Genomic DNA, 22,367 nt, shown 5'->3' with positions numbered 1-22,367 from the left:
GATACTTTTTTTGGGTAAGTAGCTGCGCCTCCAAATAAGTTGGTTAACTATAGTTTTGCAGTCCGACAATATCTAGTATGCTCTCACCCTGGCAAATCATCCGGAATTTTGGCAATTGAATCTGTAGCTAACAGTGTGCCTAGAGACTCATTGTATCTCTGTAGAAAACCAAAAAACGAGCAATCAGTGCATAAAACTATAGAACTTAACCGTATGTATTTATAGAGGTTCAAATACAACCAACTGATCTAGTTTGAAATTATTAAGGTGAAAAATTATGACAAGTTTTATTCAAACCCGGTTACACAATGATTTACTCCATCCAGCCCGCCAGTGGTTGGAAGCGATAGAAATTCATAACTCCAAATTGGCTCATTTCTTGTGCAAAGCTATTCCTGCTCAGTGTCCCTTTGAGCGAGACATCACGCTTTTTAGCCGGAAGCTGTTTCACATTCCTCCAATGTGTAAATTAAATCCCCTATACGAGGAAGTGGTTGGTTTGCGTTTTAAAGCGCTCTGTTATCTTGCCGATGAATGCGGTGAAGATGTCACAGCCTATTGTTAATAGCCAGTTGGATCGTTTCGTTATTTGATCAAGCAGCAATCGGTAATTGTAGATTTACGGTTGTTACTTACTTAGGTTTATACTAAGCTAACGTACACCCAATTTAGATGTTTGGCTATTTGAGTAGCTGACACCTCGCTAAAGTGTTTCCAGACAGTATTTTTACTTACCGTATCCTGCTGAAATTATTAACATTATCATGACGCACATCTTACTGGTTGAAGATGAAGTCAAACTGGCACGATTTGTCGAATTGGAATTGAATTATGAAGGCTATCAAGTCAGTATTGCCTACGATGGATTAACTGCACTTACCGCAGCGCGTAAGTTACATTTAGATTTAGTAATTTTAGACTGGATGTTGCCTGGTTTATCGGGTTTGGAAATTTGCCACCGCCTGCGAAGTATTGCTGAGAAAGTGCCGATAATCTTATTAACTGTCAAAGATGAAGTGACCGATCGCATTGCAGGCTTAGACGCTGGTGCTGATGATTACCTCGTTAAACCCTTCAGCGTTGATGAATTATTAGCCAGAGTCGGCGCTCACTTGAACCTATCCCACTAATATAAAAATGTGGTAACTTACTTCTCATCTGAGAGCAGTTAACATCCCCGCTATCCCTGCACCGACAACGCACACATCTGCATGAGTATTTTCGGTAAGCACTGGTTGCTCTGGGACTTCTGCCGTTGTCATCCAAATAGAAATAGTTTTACCAGAGTACGAATTAATAAAATTCTGTCTTTTTTGGGTGGTAAAGACACAAGCTTGTGCATTTACCGAAAAAATGGGTTTAAAGCCCCGTCGTTCTACGACGGCTTTTTCATGATTGCTCATAATTGTGGTATAGTTACGCTAGGTGTAGCAGTGTAACCATGATTGTATTTGAGGCAAAACTTAAGGGTAGCAATGAGCAGTACGAAAAGCTTGATGAAGCCATTCGGACTGCTCGTTTTATCAGAAATTCTTGCCTTCGCTACTGGATGGAGAACAAAGGTATTGGAAAGTATGAACTGAGTGCTTATTGCGCTGTTCTTGCCAAACAATTCTTTTTTGCTAACAACCTCAATTCGATGGCACGACAAGCATCTGCTGAACGGGCTTGGTCTGCAATCACTCGGTTCTATGACAACTGCAAGAAGAATGTAGCGAAGAAGGGTTTCCCACGCTTTAAGAAGCATCAGACTCATGGTTCCGTGGAATACAAAACCACGGGCTACAAGCTGTCGGAGGATAGACGGACTATCGCCTTTACCGATGGCTTTAAAGCAGGAAACTTCAGTCTGTGGGGAACCCGCGACTTGCATTTTTATCAGTTGAATCAGATTAAGCGAGTTCGGGTTGTTCGTCGTGCTGACGGATACTACGCTCAGTTTTGTCTTGATATTGAGCGGATTGAGAAACGAGAGCCAACGGGTAAAACTATTGGGTTGGATGTTGGTTTGACTCATTTCTACACCGATTCGGATGGGCAAACGGTTGAGAATCCCCGACATCTCAGGAAGTCTGAAAAGTCCCTCAAGCGTCTTGGGCGTAAACTTGTCCATTCTAAGAAGGGTTCTAAAAATAGAGTCAAGCGTCGGAATCGCTTGAGTAGGAAACACCTCAAAGTAAGTAGGCAGCGTAAAGATTTTGCCGTGAAGTTGGCAAGATGCGTTATCCAGTCTAGCGACTTGGTTGCTTATGAGGATTTGATGGTGCGGAACATGGTGAGCCAGCGCGTTGGGCGGGTTCCCCGACTTGAAGCGACTGGCGAACCCGTAAGGGTCAAAAACAAAAAACTTTCCAAGTCCATTTCTGACGCTGCGTGGTCGGCTTTCCGAGATTGGTTGGAGTATTTTGGCAAAGTGTTTGGCGTCGCAACTGTTGCAGTTCCACCCCACTACACCAGTGCCAATTGCTCCAACTGTGGGGAAGTCGTCAAGAAGTCTTTGAGTACAAGAACTCATAAATGTCCTGAATGTGGGTTTGTGCTAGATAGAGACTGGAACGCCGCTCGGAACATACTTGAGATTGGACTTCGTACCGTGGGGCACACGGGAACGCTTAACGCCTCTGGAGACATCGACCTCTGCATTGGTGGGGAAACTCCTCAATGTAAGTCGAGTCGTGGAAAGAGGAATCCCAAAGAGTGATCTTTGGAATCACCGTGGCTTTAGCCCGGTGAGGATGTCAAGAAAACCACTCTCTGTTAAAAAATATCTACATAATCTTTCACCCAACTTCTAGCGAAAGAAAGAGTTTGAGGCTAAGTATCTCTGTAATCATGAATGCGGACAAGTCTTAACCTGCTGAATAACTGATATGCCGCAATATTTCGGAAAACTACCCACTACAAACCAACCTTGGACAACTGTTAGCAATGTAAAAGCTGTAACCTCCGACAATAATATTATTAATTTTGACTGTGGCGACTCACGCCTTACTATCAGTGTACTTGCAGCCAATTTACTCCGTGTGCGTTTCGCACCAACTGGGGAATTTATACCCCGCCGTTCTTGGGCAGTGGCGCTGGATGATGCAGAATGGGCAACAACACCTTTTACGGTGCAAGAAAATGAAGCAACGGTAGAAATTGAAACAGCACAAATTCGTGTGTGCGTACAGCGAGAAAAGTGCCGCATTGCCTGTTTCGACAAAGCTAATCGCCCTTTTGCCCAAGATGCAGAGATGGGTATAGGTTGGCGGATGGGTGCAGTTGCAGGATGGAAGGAAATTGCAGCCGATGAACATTTCTATGGTTTTGGTGAACGCACAGGCTTTCTGGATAAACTCAGCGAAGTAAAAACTAACTGGACAACGGATGCCTTAGATTATGATGCACTGACTGATGAAATGTACCAAGCAATTCCATTTTTTATGGCTTTGCGCCCAGAGTTAGGCTATGGCATCTTTTTCAACACCTCTTTTTGGAGTCAATTTGATATCGGTGCTGAACAACCAGGTATTTGGAAGATGGAAACTCGTGGCGGTGAATTGGATTATTACATTATCTATGGCCCCGAACCATCCCAAATCCTGGAGACTTATACTCAGCTAACTGGAAGAATGTCATTACCGCCGAAATGGGCACTAGGTTATCATCAATGTCGCTGGAGTTACGAATCAGAAACCGTTGTGCGGGAACTGGCGCAAGAATTTCGTCAGCGTCGTATTCCCTGTGATGTTATTCACTTGGATATTGACTATATGCGGGGTTATCGGGTATTTACTTGGAGTCCTCAACGCTTCCCCAACCCAGCAAAACTCATTAGTGATTTAGCACAGGATGGTTTCAAAACAGTAACAATCATTGACCCTGGTGTGAAGTATGAACCAGAAGGTAATTATCATGTTTTTGACCAAGGCTTAGAAAACGACTATTTTGTGCGGAAAGCTGATGGCGAGTTGTTCCACGGCTACGTTTGGCCTGATAAAGCTGTTTTTCCTGATTTTTTGCGTCCTGATGTGTCTAACTGGTGGGCTGATTTACACAAAAGCTTAACTGATGTTGGTGTGGCAGGAATTTGGAATGATATGAATGAACCTGCCATAAACGATCGCCCTTTCGGCGATGATGGTGAAAAGATTTGGTTTCCCCTAGATGCACCGCAGGGGGGTGAGGAGGCAAGGGGCAAGGGGCAGGGGGCAGGGGCAGCAGGGGGAGAGGAGGAGAACTTTCAATTAAAAATTCAAAATGACGCTCGCGGACTCGCTAACGCTGCGCTAACAAAATTAAGAATTGATGTGACTCATACAGAAGTACATAATTTGTATGGGTTGATGATGGCTAAAGCTTGCTATGAAGGGTTGCAACGGCATCGAAGTTCACAGCGATCATTTGTGTTAACGCGATCGGGTTATGCTGGTGTGCAACGCTGGTCTTCTGTGTGGATGGGAGATAACCAATCGTTGTGGGAGCATTTAGAAATGTCTCTGCCGATGCTTTGCAATATGGGACTTTCGGGTGTGGGGTTTGTGGGTTGCGATATTGGCGGGTTTGCTGGTAATGCTACAGGTGAATTATTCGCTCGGTGGATGCAGGTAGGAATGCTCTACCCATTGATGCGCGCTCATTCGGCAATGTCTACTGCTCGTCATGAACCTTGGGTATTTGGCGATCGCGTTGAAAATATCTGTCGAGAATACATTAATCTACGTTACCAATTACTTCCCTATATTTATAGTCTTTTCTGGGAAGCGGCAACGACGGGCGCACCGATTTTAAGACCACTACTATACCACTTCCCCAATGATCTGAAAACCTATAGCCTCTACGATCAAGTATTACTAGGTGCGTCGCTGATGGCTGCACCAATTTACCGCCCTGGAGTTGAGCATCGATCTGTCTATTTACCTGCTGGCACTTGGTATGATTGGTGGAGCGGCGATCGCTACCAAGGTCCGATTCACATTCTTGCTCATGCACCGCTTGAAAGAATGCCACTGTATGTCCGTGGTGGTGCGATCGTTCCTATGCAACCTGTCAGGCAATACGTTGATCAAGCCCCACTCGATGAGATCCGATTACGGATTTGGCCTGGTAATAACGAATATCAGCTATTTGAAGATGATGGACAGACCAACGAGTATCTAGATAAAAAGTTTTCGCTAGCAACTATCAGCGTATTTACTGAATCTAATCAAACAGTAGTGGAAATTGGAGCGAGAATGGGAGAATGGACACCTCCACCGCGTGAAGTAATTGTAGAACTTGTTGGGGTTGGGGAGCAACGTTTCCAAGATGATGGTAAGCAACATACTCTGCAATTTTGAGATACTCGCAAAGGTGGTTTTTTGAGCCACAATTATTTCCTACTCTAAATTGTGCAAGAAAAAATATGCATAGAGATAGATGAAAACAAAGTCAATGGGTAACATAAAATGCAAAGGATAGAAATGGCTAAACCGTAAGAAATACCTAAGTTTACTACCCTAGATACATGCGGTTAGAGAACAATCAATGTTAAATGTTAACCGCTTGCGGCTGCAAGATATATCTAAAATCTCTACAAATTCACTTTTGGCAAAATTCGCAAGTGCGATCGCTGTTTTTGTTGGCAGCTTGGTACTAGTTGGTTGGTGTCTTGGCATTGAAGTTCTTAAGCGTGGCTTCCCTGGTAGTCCTGCCACAATGAAAGTAAATACAGCGCTGTGTTTTGTGCTATGTGGTGTGTCACTGTGGCTATTTTTAAAAGCAACAAATCAGGGGAGCAGGGGGGAAAGAAGAATTGAAAATTACCCCCATAGCTCCCTTCTAATTTCTAGGGTCTGTGCAATAGCTGTCACCACAATAGCTGCGCTTACACTTTCTGAATATCTGTTTGGCTGGAATTTTGGCATTGACGAGCTACTGTTTCGTGATTTGTCAACTAGCATAGCGACATCACATCCAGGGCGAATGGGCGCGAACACAGCACTGAACTTTATGCTGGTTAGCGTTGCCTTACAGATTTTGATTCATCCAAAAACCCACCGCAGTTATTGGTATGCTCAGATTATCGCTCTGATAGCTACTTTAATTTCCTTTCAGGCGCTCATGGGCTATGCCTACAAAGTGAAAGTTCTATACGGACTTGCCCCTTATACAACATCAATGGCTTTACACACGGCGGTGTTGTTCAGCTTATTAAGTGTAGGGGTTCTGTGGGCGCGGTCAGAACAGGGGTTAATGAAAGTAGTTACAAGTGATAGTTATGGCGGCTTACTTGCACGTCGTTTATTAATTGCCGCGATCGCAGTACCTTCTATATTGGGGTGGGTAATTGTTGAAGGTCAACGAGCAGGACAATACGATCCGGCTTTTGCAGTATCGGTATTTGCGATCGTCCTGATTGTGATTTTTACTATTTTGATTTGGCAAAGTGCCAGGGTTATTGAAGGCCTCAGCCATCAGCGCGATCTTGCCCAGGAAGCACTGAGAACCTACGAAGCTAAACTGGGAAGTTTCGTAGATTCTAACGTTATCGGCATTCTATTTGGCGATGTGTATGGCAATATCCAACAGGCAAACGACGAATTTCTGAGGATGATTGGTTACACGCAGGAGGATTTGTTAGCAGATAGGTTAAGTTGGAGCAATATCACACCACCAGAGTATTTATACTTGGATGAGCGAGGTGTCGCCGAAGCAAAGGGAAGCACCAACGCTGCTTGTACGCCTTACGAAAAAGAATATATTCACAAGGATGGTAGGCGCATCCCGGTTTTAGTTGGTTACGTGCTACTAGGAGAAAAACGGGAAGAGTCAGTAGCGTTTATTCTCGACTTGAGCGAACGCAAGCAAGCAGAAGCAGAGCAACAAAAATTAGTATCGCTGGTAGAAAATAGCTCTGACTTTATCGGCATCGCCACCCTTGAGGGTCAATTACTCTACATAAATGATGCAGGTCAAAAGCTGGTAGGGCTTTCCAGCCTTGATGAAGTCAGGCAAAAGGTAGTATCAGATTACTTCATGCCCAAAGATAAAGCCTATTTTCAAAAATATATACTGCCGACTGTGCTATTAGAAGGGCGCTGGCAAGGAGAATTCTGCTTTTGCCATCTCCAAACAGGTCAACCAATACCAGTTGATTACAATATCTTCACTGTTACAGACAATAAAACAGGTGAGCCAATTGCCTTAGCAACTGTGACTCGCAACATCAGCGAACAAAAAGTAGCTAAAGAAAAAATCTTACAACTAAACAAGGATCTACAGCGCCGCATTACTGAGTTACAAACTCTGTTGGAAGTAATTCCGATTGGAATTGGCATTGCCGAAGATCCAGAATGCCAAAATATCAAGGTTAACCCTGCTTTTGCCAAGCAGTTGGGAATATCGTCAGATACAAATGCCTCCCTCAACGCTCCTTTAGACGAAAAACCGACAAGCTTTAAAATCTACCGCGAGGGAAGGGAACTGTCAGCAGAAGAACTCCCAATGCAATACTCTGCAACTCATGGTGTTGAAGTTCTAGGTTGTGAACTCGATGTTGTGCATGAAAATGGAACAATTGTCAACCTGTTGGAGTACGTTGCACCTTTGTTTGACGAAGAGGGTAAAACTAGAGGAAGCGTTGGTGCATTTTTAGATATTACGGAGCGTAAACAGGCAGAGGAAGTACTCCTAAATCAGCAAAAATGGCTAGAGAATGTCTTAAATCTGATGCCAAGACCCTTGCTGTTTATTGAACCAGGAACGGCGCGGGTAACTTTTGCCAATCGTTCTGCTAACGAATTAGCTGGGGGAGAATTTCCCAAAGGTGTACCAGCCGCAGAGTATCACACAGTCTACCACTATACAGATGCGGCTGGCGATCGCATCCCCAATGAACAAATGCCAGGAGTCCGGGTTGCCCTTGGCGAACGCCTAAATGGATTGGAGGTAGACTGGCACACCCCCGGTGGTGTGCGTTCTCTATTAGTATTTGCTGACACCTTGCCAGCAATGCATGGTCATCCTGCTACCTGTATCTTGGTGTTCCAAGAGATTAGCAACCTCAAGCAGGCAGAAAAAGCCCTCTCGTTAGGTTACAAAAGGCTAAAGCTACTATTTGACACAGCTAACGATTTGCTATCAAGCCAGGAACCAGTATTACTAATCGATAGTGTCTACCGAAAACTAAGAGAGCAAATTGGAATAGAAGTTTATTTGAACTATTTGGTTGAGGATAAGTCTCAAATAATGCGGTTGGGGTCTTACAGTGGTATTTCCCAGGAGATAGCAAAGGAAATCGAATGGTTGGCAGTGGGTGAAGGGGTTTCCGGTGGTGTAGCGCAGAAACGCCATCCCTTAGCTGTAGAGAATGTGCAGCAATCTACTGACTCGCAAACAGAATTGATTCGCTCTTTAGGGATAACTGCTTATTATGCATACCCATTGATCGCCCAAGGACGCTTGTTAGGCACTCTTTCTTTTGGCAGCCGCACTCGGTTAAGCTTCACCGAGAATCAAAAAGGGATGATGCAAGCAGTATGCGACCAAATAGCGATCGCAATGGAACGAGCTAGTTTAATTGCTTCTTTGCAACAACAAACTGAGCAGTTGCAAGAGGCTAACCGCATGAAGGATGAGTTTCTAGGAATATTGTCTCACGAATTGCGATCGCCTCTCAATGCCATCCTTGGCTGGGCGCAATTACTGCAACGAAGTAAGCTTAGTGAAACCTTAATAGCTAGGGCTACGGAGACAATTGAGCGCAATGCAAAAGCGCAAACCCAGCTAATTGAAGACCTCCTGGATATATCACGGATGATGAGAGGCAAGTTACGCCTTAATGTCCGTACTTGTAATTTGGTTCCAATGATTGAGTCGAGCCTAGAGACTGTCAGCCTCGCCGCCCAATCTAAGGAAATCGATTTAAGATTTTCTCTTATTCCTTCAAAAGAAACGCAAAATTCAGATTTGGAATTAGGAATCAATCACGAAAATTTAGAATCAAGAGAATCACAATCCCAAACCATGTTAGGCGAAAATTCTCAATTCTTAGTATCCGGTGATTTCGAGCGCTTACAGCAAATAATCTGGAATCTGCTATCCAATGCCATCAAATTCACACCCAGAGGAGGACGGGTAGAGGTGCAATTGTCTGTAGTCACTAGTCAAGAAAAACAAGACACAACGGATAAATACGCCCAGATTCAAGTAGTTGACACAGGTATTGGTATCAGCCCTGATTTTCTTCCTTACGTTTTTGATCGCTTTCGTCAAGCTGATAGTTCTAGCACTAGATCTTATGGTGGATTAGGACTAGGATTAGCGATCGCGCGTAATTTAGTAGAATTACATGGCGGTACTATTCACGCAAATAGTCCCGGAAAAGGACAAGGGGCGACGTTTACAGTCAAATTACCACTTCTCAAGAGTCCGCCCCTCCACCCCATTGCCCCTTTGCCCCTCTCTCCCTCCATCCCTCTCTCCCTCCTTGGTGTACGCGTGCTAGTTGTAGATGATCAAGCCGATACCCGTGACTTCATCACCACAATCCTCGAACAGTACCAAGCCGAAGTTCAGGCTGTAGAATCAGTTGCAAAAGCATTACAGCTAATTACACAGTGGAAACCAGATGTTTTAGTTAGCGACATTGGTATGCCCGATGAGGATGGTTATTCTTTGATCCGCAAACTGCGATCGCAACCACCAGAACTAGGCGGAAATATTCCCGCCGCAGCGTTAACAGCTTATACCACGGCAGAGGATCGGATGCGAGCTATACAAGAAGGTTATCAGCTACATTTACCTAAACCTATTGAGGCAGCTGAGTTAGCTACAGTAGTTGCCAGACTTGCTGGACGGACTTAGAGAAAATGGGGTATGGGGAATAGGAATTAAATTCTACTCCATGTCCCATTCTCTTTGTTACTAATATCAAAATTTATACAAAATACCAATTTTATTACAAGGTAAATACCTGCATATAAAAATTCCTTTGTAAAATGCAATAGCTGATTAGCAATTAACCTAATATTCACAAACAAGTGTTTCATGAATTAATGTTCGCAGACTTTTATGTAAATGCAATACTAGCCTTCATTTTCATGCAGCTTTAGTTAATTTTAAGGCGTTCCTTTCTAATTTTTATGCACTTTTAACTATGGAGAATCAGGACTTTTTTGCAGGCGTAATAAGGTATTGTAAACCTGCCGTTTTAAGACATCGTTATTTTGTAGCTCTATAGTGATTTTGTTGAACTGCTCAAATCTCAAACCCTTTTCTTCGACAACTTTTTGAGCGTAGCTACAGTAATTCACTGCGATATCTTGAGCCTTCTTTGGAAGACCATTTATGCTGTTAGAGTCGTTACAAACAATCTGGGGAATTTCTCCATTGCCAATAAGTTTTTTGATTTCTTCAAAGGCATTTTGACGCGCTGGCTCCATTGCTAGCACAGCTTTAGCATAGCTGTTGATTTCAGTATTGTTAACTATTGGTGGTGGAGTTTGACCATAAGCTTTTGAACTAAAGGAAAAAGCGTTGGAAATTACACCCACAGTAGCGATCGCGCCGAAAAATAATGATTGGGAAAGGATTCGCTTTCGGCTAGATCGAGAAAATAAATCAGAAATTTTATTCATATAGTGTGTGACACAAAACTACATCAGGGATATTATTAAGAACGTTGAATTATTTTCGGAGTTGGAAGTTCCAGCAACTGCTCAATACATCAAGCTTTTATATTTGATTGTCAATTCCCTCGGCAAACTTGACAAAGTTCGATTACTTTAGTCTGGAGTGTTGACATTTCTGATGATCCTTGCTTGAGACTCACTTCTAATTCCAATAGTAGGGGTAAGCAAGAAATTAACTGTTGCACAGAAAGCAGCCTGATTTCTTGCTGTAAGAAGTAGATCCGTTTGGGATTACCGATATCAGCAGCCATAGCGATCGCTTGTTGATTGCGCTCCCCACTTTCTATCATAATCTTTACCCACAGCCATGTGCGAAATTGCCCAATCAGCGTGGCGACTATCCGTAATCCCGGCTCGGAAGCATTGCTCAAATCTGCCAGTGTCGTCAAAGCTTTAGGTGTATCTCCTGTTCTGATTGCTGCTGCTAATTGTAAGCTATTTTGAGTAGTATTTCTTACTAACTTGGTAACAGTATCTGTGTCTAAAGGCTTGTTGCTACCTTGGGCATATAACCGCAGTTTCTCTAACTCATTATAGAGCAGGCGTGTATCATTTCCTACAGATTCTGCTAAAAACTGGGCAGCATTGGCAGTTAGTTTTACGCCCATAGTCTGAGCTGCTTGATTAACAGATTGCACCAGCAATTCGGTTTTCCAAGGGGGAATGAGGGGAAATTCTCGGAATTCGGTAGCAAATTGTTTTAATAATTTTGTGGATTTGAGGCGTTCATCTGGTTTGTTGCGGCTGGTGAGCAATAAAAATGAGTTTTCGGGAATGACAGATAGCGATCGCACCAGTTCTGCTAACACATTCTCTGGACACTGCTGGCACAGAGTAGTATTTATCAGCCATACCAAGCGCCCACCAGCCCCAAAAGTGGGTGTCATAGCCTGATTTAACCCCTGGATAGCAGCATCAGCTTGGTCTGGGGTGAATGCAGTGTAATTAAAACTTATCCATTGGGGATCGAGGACGCGATCGCGCAGCATAGCGATCGCCTTTTCCATAGCAAAATCATCCTCACCCCAGTAAACATAAATTGGCATAGACTAACCTCGTATATTAGGGAATGGGGCATTGGTTATTCTTCTTGTCTTCCTCATCTCCCTCATTTCCCCCTGCTCCCTGCTCCCTGCTCCCCTGCCTCTTCCCCACTCCCAAAATTAAATACTTTTAAAATCATTCTGTTAATCAAGGTAATTTTCCCTAAAATCTATCAAGTGAGAGCATGAGGCTATGAAGATTGGACGACAACTATCAAACTTACTTAAATCGGTTAGCACGGCTAACGCTGCCAGAAGCCTACAGATCCCAAGTCCAGCATATCCAGGAATCTTCTAAATTTCAGCCACATTCTGGGTTGAGACAAGCAGCGTCCTTTCCTGGCTATACGCTAATTACCCCGCCAGCAGGAGAAGAATCACAAAATTCTGCTTTCTATGCCAAATTACAGGCTTACCAACAGGAACTTTTGCAGTTGCCTGTAAGCCGTGATTTGATTGTGCCTTTACCTCCTGCTAGTTTCCACATGACTTTAGCGGATTTAATTTGGGACAATGCTTACCTTGACGCTTGCGAAAAAAATCCCAAATTTGACGAAGAATTACACTCTTGTTTAGCCGAAACCTTTCAGCAATATCAACAATTGATGACAAATAGGAGTCATCCGATTAAATGGCAGATGCTGGGACTGATACTGATGCCAAGGGCTGTAGCCGTTTGTTTAATACCCCAAGACGAACGTTGTTACGAGGAAATTATTAAATTTCGCCGAACAATTTATCAAAATCCCAAGTTAATTGCTTTGGGTATTGAGCAGCATTATCACTTGACAGCCCATGTTACATTAGCCTATTTTGGGGAGGTTTCATCTGACTTAGACCGCACAAGTTTCAGCACAATGCTTTCTCAATTGAATGATCAATGGCTGTTAAATTTGCCAGAATTTTTGATCAATCGCGTCGAATTGCGGAAGTTTGACAACATGACACGCTATTATCGTGAACCAGACTGGCCGATTTTAGATTTTTAAGTGATTAGTTAGCAGTTAGTAGTCAGTAGTTTCCACTTACTGACTACTCAATTCCTCAACCACTTGAGATAAATTTATTAAAATCCTGTTTATTTAAATGCCCCTACCAGTGTATTTGTATCATTATTAAAGTGAAATGGTATTAGTCCAATACAAACATCCTTTAAGTTAATCTATAGGAATGTTGGGATTTTTGAAATAATTGGGACTGGTTGTAAGGCGTTTTTGACCAATGATGCAGCTTTGAAGCGGGTGACGGAGTTAAGGGTTTTAGTGGTGTATGAGTTGGAAAGCGAGAACCCGTAATTACGTGCTAGTTGTAGACATACATAGCAGACAAAATAAGCTCAAAGATAATTTTTTTCGCGTAAACCTAAATTTTTGCCAATGCTCTCAATAACATCTCTAGCCTAAAATTCCGGTTGTTGATAAAGAAGATAAACAGCTTCTAAAAATACATCAGGTGTAACAGCTTCTGGCAACTTTTCTAAATTAATAATAGCTTTAACTTGCTCGGCTAGCTTTAGAGATAGTGATGCTCTTGCCTTTAACGACATTGCACCACGTCGCTGTAAATACTCACGAATTACAGCAAAATCATCTGGCATCAATTGCGAAAAATCAGCAACTTCGATTAACTTTTCATGCAGTTCTTTTGCCTGTTCTGAAATTATCAATGTCGCCGATGCGGTGAGTGTTTCGGCTTGAATTACAATTGTGCCAGCAGCTAAATCACCTAAACGCTTTTCTCGATGACTCAACATAATTAAAAAAGCGCCAATAAACAAAGTTTCATCAAAAGGTCGCAATAAGGCACGTAGAGTTGCTTGCTGTAGCCCGATTAGTCTCCCATCATCTCGAACTACGCGAATTTTAGCAACCCGTTTACCAGGGGTTTGCCCGAACCAGAAGGTTTCAAAAAATACAAAATAGCCAATATAAATTGCAAAGGCGATTAGGAAAAAAACTGCTATTAACCAAATTCCTAAATTTTGAGCATTCGTAATTAAGTCCTCAAAAAAGTTGAACAGTTGCGTCGAAAAGACAGTCCAAGTGAGGAGAAAAACAAGCAAGGTTACAGCCAAAATTGTATAGTCTATCAGCAGTGCCAAAGCTCGATTGCCAATTCCCGCTAAAGTGAATTCCAACTCTACACTTTCTGGAGTCTGGAATGTAATGCGATTAAAAAAGCGCATAATATTTTAAATAATTCAAAATTAATAGAGTTCAATTAAGGCGTTGAGTTAACGAAAATCTTGCAAAGGAGGTTCTCTTAATTGCAAACCCAGACCCTCACGCCGACTACGCAAGTCCAAATATAAAACAGCTTTTAGTGCTTGCCAGAATGGCATGATTAAAATCCCACCTATCAAGCTTCCAATCCAAGAAATAAAAGACACAATTGAATAAATAGTAGAACCTGACTCAAGCCTTATAAGGAATATGCTAGGTAAATAGTTTAATACAAGCACCAAGGGCAATGTAACGATAAAAGCAACTAAAACAACACCTTGAATGCGAAATACTGAGCCTTTAGTTAACTCCCAACTTCTGGCAACACTTTCGCTACCATTAATATTTTCCTCAACTGCTAAGGGCACTTCAGCTATCACCCAACGCGAGTAGCACCAGGTTAGCCCCAACAGCAAAATACATACCATTAAGATTATTGCCAATGTAGTTGCGACTACAACGCCTGTAGTACCTAATATGCTTCCTAATACCACTCCCAGCAAGCCACCCACAATGCCACCGACGATCGCTAATCCAAAATAAATTACCAGTAAAGATATTCCTATTTGAAACCCAACTCTTAAAAATGACCACAGACGCGGATTAACATGGCTCCTGGCCGCTTGAACGCTTTCAGGTTGGTAAATTAATTCTCCAAAAGCCAAGCGTGAAATAAGTCCAGAAATGGCTGCATATTTTGCCCAGCCATAAATCGGAACTAGAATCCACAAGTGAGCGATCGCAGCCAGATTAAGATAAGTCTTCAGATGAGAACGATACAACCGCACGGCAGCACTAACAACGTTACCAATACTCAGTGGTTGTATTTGGCCAGGAGATCCAAAACTTTCAGACATAATGGCAAATTTCCCTTGAAACTACGGAGATTAATTTGAGGTTATCTTAAGTTAAGTTAAAGTCTTCCCAAAATTCATGAATATTCAACGTTGGATTGCGCGACGAGAGCCAAATTGGCAGCGTTTAGATGCCCTATTAAGGCAGATAGAAAAAAAAGGGTTAAAGTCCCTACGAGCAGCAGAAATTAGAGAGTTAGCGAGTTTGTATCGTTCAGTAGCGGCAGATTTGGCCCGTGCCCGAACTCAGCAAATCGGCAACACTTTGATACAAAGTTTACAATCTTTAACAACTCGTGCCTATACGCAGATTTACCAAGGTTCGCGGCGACAGGAATGGCAGGCAATCCTAAAATTTTACGAATGGGGATTACCATCTGTAGTTCAGAAAACATTTGCATATATTGCTGCTGCAACAGCGCTGTTTCTACTAGGGGCATTAGTGGCTTGGTGGTATTCTTGGCAAAACCCCAGCTTTATGCGTTTGATCGTACCTGAAAGTTTGATTACCAAGGTGCGAGATGATCATAAATTATGGATGGGGTCAATTGTCGGCGTTGAACCTCTAGCATCCAGCAGTATTATGATCAATAATCTGTCGGTGTCCTTTGGTGCTGTTGCCGGTGGCATCACGGCTGGGCTATACACAGTCTATTTGATGGTATTTAATGGCTTATTGATTGGTGCTGTTGGCGCTTTAGTGGGTCAAAATAATCTGGCTTATCCTTTTTGGGCGTTTGTGTTGCCGCATGGTTCCTTAGAATTACCCGCCATCTTTTTTGCTGGGGGTGCAGGATTTTTATTAGCAAGAGCAATTTTATTTCCTGGTAAATATCGCCGTGGGGATGCACTGAAATTTTATGGTTCTCAATCAGTACAGCTAATATTTGGAATTGTACCAATGTTAGTTATTGCTGGTGCGATCGAAGGCTTTTTTTCACCTAATCCCAGCGTACCTGATGCAATTAAATATTTGGCAGGAATAGGATTGTTTATACTTTTGGTGCTGTATTGTTGCCGTAAGGAAACTTGAAATAATCTAGATACCATCTAATTGGAAAATTGCAAAATCCAACTAATAATATTAATAAGTAAAAATAGTTATATTTAAAACAAAATTAAACTCTTGTTAATGTTTTGTTTATTCATCGTTAACCGAAAAAAATGTAACTTATTTTAAGGCTGAAATTACAGCAGGAAAGTATTCCTTTAAGTCAGAGGTTATATGATTTTTTCGACCACCATTTTGAATCGTGTCGTCGCTACTTCAGTGGTGACAACTTCTGTTGCACTTAGTCCATTTTTTGGTGCGATCGCAGGTGGTTTTGCTTTAGCCGTAATTATGTTACCTGTAATTATACTGACAACAGAAGAATCCTTAAAACTGATTCCCATATCACAACGTCTAGCCTCTGCTGCTTTGGGTGGAACTCGCTTTCAAACTACTCTTCGAATTGTTGTCACTGCTGCAATTCCCGGAATATTTATCTCTATTAGAGAAACTAGCTCCTCACTACCCATGAGGGGTATATAATATTAATATTTTTATTTCTATTACCTAAATTTTTTCAATAATCAAATGGGATTGCTATATATAGGCAAATGTGCCAAAGGCTGGTATAAAAAGTCTATAAAAGAAGTCTATAAAAGATTATTTTTAAAGCATAGCTTTAATACAAATACTTATTAACAGTTTATTTGCTTGATGAGTACTGTGTAACTACGTAATTTCCATGAATATTCCCTTTTAGGAGTAACATAGTGAAACAGCGTTCCTGATTTGTACTACTTTACTTCGTCAACTTTTATTTCACACGTTTTGGGGATATGAGTAAACTAATTCCAGCCATCAGAGTCAAAAACTTCAGCTTCTCTTACGACACTCAAAAGATAGTTGAAGGCGTGTCAATGGATATTTACCAAAACCAAGTCACGGCAATTATTGGTTCTAGTGGTTGTGGCAAGTCTACTTTTCTTAAATCGTTAAATCGCATGAGTGAATTAGAAGGAGATGTGAAGGTTGAAGGAAAAGTAGAATTTTTTGGACAAAGTATTTATGAACGTCGTGTCAACATCAATCGTTTACGTCGCCAAGTCAGTATGGTTTTTCCCAAGCCAAATCTTTTTCCCATGAGCATTTACGATAATGTTGCATACGGGGTGAAATTAGTTGGATGGCATCCAAAAGTAGAATTAGATGGAATCGTTGAATCTGCCATCAAAGCTGCCGAACTTTGGGATGAAGTGAAAAATAAGCTGCACAAATCTGCTTTAGATCTTTCTGGCGGCCAACAACAAAGACTATGTATTGCGCGTGCTTTAGCAGTCAAACCGAACGTTCTATTAATGGATGAACCTTGTTCAGGTCTTGATCCTGTTGGTAGTATGAAAGTTGAGCATTTGATCCATAACTTGCGCTCTGAGTTGACAATTGTGATGGTTACTCACAATATGCAGCAAGTTACTCGCCTATCTGATTTTACGGCTTTCTTTTACAGTCATGAAAATCGCATTACTCAAATGGTTGAATTTGGTACTACAAATAAAATCTTTACTAACCCCGTGGATTCTCGCACGCGTGACTATGTTTTTGCCCGGGTTAGTTGAAGTTATTTTAAAAATCTAGCTATTCAGAGAACTACCACATAGTACAAGCGGAAATTAAGAGTTAAATTTAATTTCCGCTTGTTTTGAGTTTTTGTTGTGTTGAGCAATGCAAAGTGATGTTGACAGTAATTTTTTATACTGTATATTTAGAGGCAAGCATCTACTCTAGACCACTTGAATCACAAAATGAAATGTCCTCGGTGCGAATCTACTTTATATCGTAAAAATGGTCGTCGGAATGACAAGCAGAATTACCTCTGCAAAAATTGTGGTAAACAATTTCTTGAACCTGCATTCCCTCGTTCCTTGGAAGGTGAGTTGCTTGTTAACAGTAATGGACAGACTAAAGTCTCTATGGACGCAACTACAGAAGCTGCTTTAGTAAAAGACTTGCCAGAAGAAAAAATTACAGAGAAGAGTCTTGGCTCTCTTACATTAGCTGAAGAACTGCTGCAAGCTATATTATCGCCTGATTGCCTAGAATCTGATGTGTTCAGCCAATTTATCCAAAAATTTCAGCAAAAAAATGAAATTAAACATCAGTTAGAAACGGGAATCTCTCTTCTACTTTTGGATGCAGAAAACTTAAAATTAGATATTAATTCAGAATTATTTTTAGCTAGTGTCTGTGAGTATCCTCTCCAAGTGAAAATAGCATTTGCTAACTGGAGAAATCCAAGTATTGGAAAACAAGATATTGAACTATATAACCGTGGCTATCAACTTGTCCATGTGCCTGAGGGTAAGGATAGTGCTGATGCAAAAATGATTGCATTCGGTGCTTGTGTTTTACGCTCTTATCCAACAGTTAAAGAAATTTTGGTCTGTTCTAGCGATGGAATTTTAATTCACCTCTGTAACGAACTCCAAAACCAGGGATTGATTGTCTATTGGGTACGTAGACAAGGACAAACTTTGCATATAGAAAACCGAAATACTGGCAAATTAACTTATTATTCTTTAACAATGGCAACAGAAGTTCCATTTTTGGAAAAGGTGGTTGAGCAAATTCAAGATTTAATTAAAAGTGAACATGAATCAATCAATGCTCGATTAAACAGTTTAGTGGCTGTTGCAACTTTATTTCAAGAGAAATGTGATGTTAATATTAAACATAATCCAAAGCAACCAGAAAGTGAGAAAATCATCCCTGTTTTAGATAACTCTTTTACAGAATCTATTCAAAAAGTAAAAAAAGAAGATTATGTGAAAGTTCCTAATTTAAAAACATTAGATAAATTATTATTAAAAATTATTCAAAATATAAAAACAAAGTCTCCTAAAACGAAATTATCTGTGCCTAAGCTAGGCTCAGAGTTACAGAAAATAACTGGAGAATCTCCTAATTCAATTATCAAAAAATTAAAGTTAGGTTCTAGCTTTACTAAATATTTAGAATCATCTCCCACATTTACATTAAAAATGAGTGGCAAGGAATATGAGGTAATGGCGCTACTGAGCGAGTAAATACTTTCTGGATGTTTACGTACACCCTGAGTCTGTAATTCAGTATTATGTATAAACATGTAAAGAAATATAAATAATCTAATGCAGGATAAAGTCGTTGTTGTTGTCGGTGCTACTGGTGGCATTGGTTCAGCTTTAACACACAAACTTGCGCCTACCGGAGTCCGGTTGGTATTGGCTGCCAGAGATGCGGTTCGTTTAACAACATTGGCTGCTGATTTACCAGGGCAAGTTTTGAGTGTTCCCACCGATATTACTGACCCGCAACAAGTAGATATTTTAATAGAAAAGGCGATCGCTGAGTTTGGTCAAATCGATGTTTTAGTGAATGCGGCTGGTGCTGGTATACTCAAGCCTTACAACAGCCTGGAACCTGCTGATTTAGACAAGATGTTAGATATCAACTTAAAAGGCAGCTTTTACACGACTCAAGCGGCTGCTGAAGAGATGCAAAAGCGCAAGTCTGGTCACATCTGTAATGTGGTTGGAATTCTGGGCAAGCATTCGATGGGAATGGCAGCAGCTTATTCTGCTTCTAAGTTTGGTGTTGTCGGTTTCAGCAAATGCATGGCAGAGGAACTCAAGCGTTTTGGTATCAAGTTCACGCTATTCTACTTTGGTGGGGTAGATTCTCCTTTCTGGGATAACGTCAGCCTAAAAGTAGACCGGAAAAAAATGCTTAGTCCTGAAACTGCTGCCAATGCGATTTTCTTTGCCCTTTCTGCCGAACCGCAAGCTGTACCAATGGAAATTAATATTCAACCTGATAGTCATCTGTTCTTTTAAAGTGGCAGTACGCCTACATAATTCTTGCCTGGGAAAGACCTGAAAATTTAGCAAAAAAGGCAAAATTTACAGAGATATAAGCTGTTATGCTGGATTTTCAGTATCTATGAAAATTGATCACGTTCACTTCTATGTAGAAGACGCCAAAGTATGGCGGGATTGGTTCATACACCATCTTGGTTTTCATGCAGTAGCCGATCGCATTAGTTCATTTCACACTTGTACAGAAGTAGTAAAAAGTGGTGCTGTCTGCTTTTTTCTATCTTCTCCACTGTTACGCACAAGTCCAGTAGCTGAGTTTCTGCGTCAATATCCACCTGGTGTGGCAGATGTCGCTTTTGCTGTCGAAGATGTAGAAAGCGCGATCGCACTAGCTCAAAAACACGGTGCTACAATCCTACAACCCATCCAAGAACGCCTGGTGGGTACGGAATTACTCAAGTGTGGCAAAATTGCCGCCTGGGGTGGACTGACTCATACGTTGATCGAAAGGTCATTGGTTTTTGACAAAGGACAAATGACTAATGACAACACTTTTACCGCCATAGACCACATAGTGTTAAACGTGGCAGTTGGTGAATTGGAAAATGCTGTAGCTTGGTACGGAAAAATCCTAGATTTTCAACCCCAGCAGGCTTTTAAAATTAAAACCAATCGTTCTGCTTTACACAGTCAAGTGATGGTTTCGCACAATGGCAGTGTCCAATTGCCAATTAATGAACCAGCTTCCAAAAATTCCCAAATTCAGGAATTTTTAGATGTTAATCGGGGGCCAGGAATTCAACATATTGCCTTGCGGACGACTAATCTTGTGAGTGCGATCGCTCAATTTCGTGCCAGTGGTTTATCCTTACTCTCAGTTCCCCAAACCTACTACTCGCAATTAAAACAACGTCCAGGACTTAGCTTATCACCTCTAGAATTGGAAGCGATCGCTCAACAGGAAATTTTGGTGGATTGGCAAGAATCTACTCCTTTAGAGGGAGGAAATATCGCTCCTTTATTACTACAAATTTTTACCCAACCAATATTTGAACAGCCGACATTTTTCTTTGAGTTTATTGAGCGCCGTTTCCAAGCTCAAGGTTTTGGCGAAGGGAACTTTCGCGCCTTATTTGAAGCCATTGAAAGCGAACAAATCAAACGCGGTACGTTGCAATAATGCCTGAGTACAAAATATCAATTGAAATTCAGCCAGGCATCTGAGATAAACTTAATAAAAATTAACATTTTCCGCCGATGCTAAGACTTATTACTGACTTCGACGGCCCAATTATTGATGTTTCCGAACGGTACTACCGTGTTTATCAATTCTGCTTAAAGGAAACCCGTCGCCCAGACCAAGTAGTGCAAGAACTTCCGAAAGCGGAATTTTGGCGATTAAAGCGATCGCGCGTTCCCGAAAAACAAATTGCCTTGAATTCTGGATTAGACGAAGCCCAAGCCCAAGAATTTACCCAACTGCGGCGGCAAACTGTGCATACAGAACCCTACTTTGACTATGACACCCTTGCGCCTGGTGCTGTAGATGCACTGTTAAAAATTCAACAAGCTGGAATTGATTTAGCAGTAATGACCATGCGCCGAGTTCGGGAACTAGATTATGCCTTCAAAAAACACGATTTAGGAAGATTTTTCCCAGAAAACCGTTGTTATTGCTTGAGTAACGACTACGTTAAAACTCGTGATATTGAAGATAAGCCCTTGTTAATGGCTAGGGCATTAAAAGAACTGCCCCCGGCTACTGATACCTGGATGGTGGGAGATACGGAAGCCGACATCACCGCAGCTAAAAATTATGGGGTTAAGGTGATGGCTGTGGAATGTGGCATCCGCGATCGCACCCAATTGGAACTTTACCACCCCGACTTAATTGTTAAGGATTTCAGCGCTGCTGTAGATTTAAGTCTTAAAACCTAAACAATTTGTCTAGAAAAGCTTTCTAGCTGCAACAGATTGAATTAATCGATATTCAGGTTGCAAATTAAAATAGGAGTCAAAATAGGTATTCTGACTCCTGACTCTCAAATTTTGAGAAGAACACATATAAACCATGTCTTCTTTACGGAAAGTTGCTTACAGGTAGCATTTACCGTAGAAAGCTACTAACCAACCACAACAATATAAACGTTACTACACTAGAGAACTGATTTGATGACAAATTGAGGAATGGTATTTGTAGTAAAAGCCAGCCAGCAACTAGTCCCCCAGCGATTAAGCCAATTATTAAACTGACTAGGGTGAACAAAACTGCTCGGCCAAATTTGCTTTCCTTGCGATTGAGGAAGTAAATACTAGTGCCTACCCCAACTACCAATGCCAACTGCAAAACTTGATCGCCTCCCTCTGGGTAAAACACACTGATAGAACTCAAACCAAGAAACCAAGCTCCTGGTAAGAATATATCGGCAGGTGTTGGCTGATCCAGCATCCGTTGCAGCCATGCAGGTGACTGCTCACGAGGGGCTGGGCTTTCTTTAGGAGGCGATTGCACTCGCAACTCTGGAAACCGAATACGCTCAGGGACTTTAATTTTACCTTCTTGGCGCATCCGTAAGCGATCCATTAAAATCGCATCGTAAGCAGCTTCAATTACTTCTAAATGCTTGGCATCGCTACTATATTGCTCGAATAGGCGATTACGAGCATCCTGAATTTCATCGAAGCTAGCCTCTTCTGATACCCCAAGTTTTTCGTAGGGATTTTGATCGCTCATGGGAGTTTGTTACTTCA

17 protein-coding genes and 3 pseudogenes are annotated in these 22,367 nt (G+C 41.6%); 14 read left to right on the top strand and 6 right to left on the bottom strand.

The genetic code is table 11. The features are described from left to right. Nucleotides 1–277 precede the first annotated feature (277 nt). Both LC608_RS00420 and LC608_RS00415 read left to right on the top strand, forming a co-directional pair. The gene (locus LC608_RS00420; protein ID WP_229551655.1) at nucleotides 278–565 is read left to right on the top strand and encodes a Mo-dependent nitrogenase C-terminal domain-containing protein; all 288 of its coding nucleotides are present in this window, start codon (nucleotides 278–280) and stop codon (nucleotides 563–565) included. 199 nt (nucleotides 566–764) lie between these two features. Next, a pseudogene (locus tag LC608_RS00415) lies at nucleotides 765–1,115 on the top strand (response regulator transcription factor); the annotation flags it as partial. 39 nt (nucleotides 1,116–1,154) lie between these two features. On the opposite strand, the gene LC608_RS00410 reads toward LC608_RS00415, so the two are convergent. Then, entirely contained in the window at nucleotides 1,155–1,403 is a 249-nt protein-coding gene (locus LC608_RS00410; RefSeq protein ID WP_229551654.1) for a hypothetical protein, read from the bottom strand. A gap of 38 nt (nucleotides 1,404–1,441) precedes the next feature. Between LC608_RS00410 and LC608_RS00405 the strand changes: the two genes are divergently transcribed. The 3 genes from LC608_RS00405 to LC608_RS00395 all read left to right on the top strand — a co-directional run bounded on the left by LC608_RS00405 (nucleotide 1,442) and on the right by LC608_RS00395 (nucleotide 9,828). Continuing rightward, complete coding sequence (locus LC608_RS00405; RefSeq protein ID WP_229551653.1) at nucleotides 1,442–2,701, top strand: transposase; 1,260 nt, start codon at nucleotides 1,442–1,444, stop codon at nucleotides 2,699–2,701. Nucleotides 2,702–2,870: 169 nt separating this feature from the next. Beyond that, nucleotides 2,871–5,321: a glycoside hydrolase family 31 protein gene (locus LC608_RS00400; protein WP_229551652.1), complete on the top strand. Its 2,451-nt coding sequence runs from the start codon at nucleotides 2,871–2,873 to the stop codon at nucleotides 5,319–5,321. Nucleotides 5,322–5,508: 187 nt separating this feature from the next. Next, complete coding sequence (locus tag LC608_RS00395) at nucleotides 5,509–9,828, top strand: PAS domain S-box protein (RefSeq protein ID WP_229551651.1); 4,320 nt, start codon at nucleotides 5,509–5,511, stop codon at nucleotides 9,826–9,828. 290 nt (nucleotides 9,829–10,118) lie between these two features. On the opposite strand, the gene LC608_RS00390 is transcribed toward LC608_RS00395, so the two are convergent. Both LC608_RS00390 and holA read right to left on the bottom strand, forming a co-directional pair. Then, nucleotides 10,119–10,601 carry a DUF4168 domain-containing protein gene (locus LC608_RS00390; RefSeq protein WP_229551650.1) on the bottom strand — a complete coding sequence of 161 codons (483 nt, stop codon included), beginning with the start codon at nucleotides 10,599–10,601 and terminating at the stop codon, nucleotides 10,119–10,121. A gap of 110 nt (nucleotides 10,602–10,711) precedes the next feature. After that, nucleotides 10,712–11,701, bottom strand: coding sequence for a DNA polymerase III subunit delta (holA, locus tag LC608_RS00385; protein WP_229551649.1), 990 nt, complete (start codon nucleotides 11,699–11,701; stop codon nucleotides 10,712–10,714). A 197-nt stretch (nucleotides 11,702–11,898) separates the two neighbouring features. Between holA and LC608_RS00380 the strand changes: the two genes are divergently transcribed. Both LC608_RS00380 and LC608_RS00375 read left to right on the top strand, forming a co-directional pair. Further along, a complete protein-coding gene (locus tag LC608_RS00380) occupies nucleotides 11,899–12,687 on the top strand; it encodes a DUF1868 domain-containing protein (RefSeq protein ID WP_229551648.1) in 789 nt (262 codons plus the stop codon). A 207-nt stretch (nucleotides 12,688–12,894) separates the two neighbouring features. Next, nucleotides 12,895–12,993, top strand: a pseudogene (locus LC608_RS00375) (VapC toxin family PIN domain ribonuclease); the annotation flags it as partial. 104 nt (nucleotides 12,994–13,097) lie between these two features. Here LC608_RS00375 and LC608_RS00370 read toward each other — a convergent pair. Together LC608_RS00370 and LC608_RS00365 are read right to left on the bottom strand one after the other, a co-directional pair. Further along, nucleotides 13,098–13,883 carry an RDD family protein gene (locus tag LC608_RS00370; RefSeq protein ID WP_229551647.1) on the bottom strand — a complete coding sequence of 262 codons (786 nt, stop codon included), beginning with the start codon at nucleotides 13,881–13,883 and terminating at the stop codon, nucleotides 13,098–13,100. Between the two features lie 48 nt (nucleotides 13,884–13,931). After that, nucleotides 13,932–14,777 carry a hypothetical protein gene (locus tag LC608_RS00365; protein ID WP_229551646.1) on the bottom strand — a complete coding sequence of 282 codons (846 nt, stop codon included), beginning with the start codon at nucleotides 14,775–14,777 and terminating at the stop codon, nucleotides 13,932–13,934. Nucleotides 14,778–14,853: 76 nt separating this feature from the next. On the opposite strand from LC608_RS00365, the gene LC608_RS00360 reads away from it, so the two are divergent. The 7 genes and pseudogenes from LC608_RS00360 (at nucleotide 14,854) to LC608_RS00330 (ending at nucleotide 21,554) form a co-directional block, all read left to right on the top strand. After that, nucleotides 14,854–15,807: a stage II sporulation protein M gene (locus LC608_RS00360; protein ID WP_229551645.1), complete on the top strand. Its 954-nt coding sequence runs from the start codon at nucleotides 14,854–14,856 to the stop codon at nucleotides 15,805–15,807. 270 nt (nucleotides 15,808–16,077) lie between these two features. Further along, nucleotides 16,078–16,269: pseudogene (locus LC608_RS00355) on the top strand (phosphate ABC transporter, permease protein PstA); the annotation flags it as partial. Between the two features lie 332 nt (nucleotides 16,270–16,601). Beyond that, the gene (locus LC608_RS00350) at nucleotides 16,602–17,381 is read left to right on the top strand and encodes a phosphate ABC transporter ATP-binding protein (RefSeq protein WP_229551644.1); all 780 of its coding nucleotides are present in this window, start codon (nucleotides 16,602–16,604) and stop codon (nucleotides 17,379–17,381) included. Between the two features lie 354 nt (nucleotides 17,382–17,735). Then, the gene (locus LC608_RS00345; RefSeq protein ID WP_229551643.1) at nucleotides 17,736–18,848 is read left to right on the top strand and encodes an NYN domain-containing protein; all 1,113 of its coding nucleotides are present in this window, start codon (nucleotides 17,736–17,738) and stop codon (nucleotides 18,846–18,848) included. An 81-nt stretch (nucleotides 18,849–18,929) separates the two neighbouring features. Continuing rightward, nucleotides 18,930–19,634: an SDR family oxidoreductase gene (locus LC608_RS00340; protein ID WP_229551642.1), complete on the top strand. Its 705-nt coding sequence runs from the start codon at nucleotides 18,930–18,932 to the stop codon at nucleotides 19,632–19,634. A gap of 106 nt (nucleotides 19,635–19,740) precedes the next feature. After that, nucleotides 19,741–20,796, top strand: coding sequence for a 4-hydroxyphenylpyruvate dioxygenase (gene hppD / locus LC608_RS00335; RefSeq protein WP_229551641.1), 1,056 nt, complete (start codon nucleotides 19,741–19,743; stop codon nucleotides 20,794–20,796). Between the two features lie 77 nt (nucleotides 20,797–20,873). Further along, on the top strand, nucleotides 20,874–21,554 hold the full coding sequence (locus tag LC608_RS00330) for an HAD family hydrolase (RefSeq protein WP_229551640.1): 681 nt from the start codon (nucleotides 20,874–20,876) through the stop codon (nucleotides 21,552–21,554). Between the two features lie 169 nt (nucleotides 21,555–21,723). On the opposite strand, the gene LC608_RS00325 is transcribed toward LC608_RS00330, so the two are convergent. Further along, on the bottom strand, nucleotides 21,724–22,350 hold the full coding sequence (locus LC608_RS00325; protein WP_229551639.1) for a CPP1-like family protein: 627 nt from the start codon (nucleotides 22,348–22,350) through the stop codon (nucleotides 21,724–21,726). Between the last annotated feature and the right edge of the window lie 17 nt (nucleotides 22,351–22,367).

Source organism: Nostoc sp. XA010, from assembly GCF_020829625.1.
GTDB lineage: Bacteria > Cyanobacteriota > Cyanobacteriia > Cyanobacteriales > Nostocaceae > Nostoc.
This window is presented reverse-complemented; position numbering and strand designations above follow the sequence as displayed.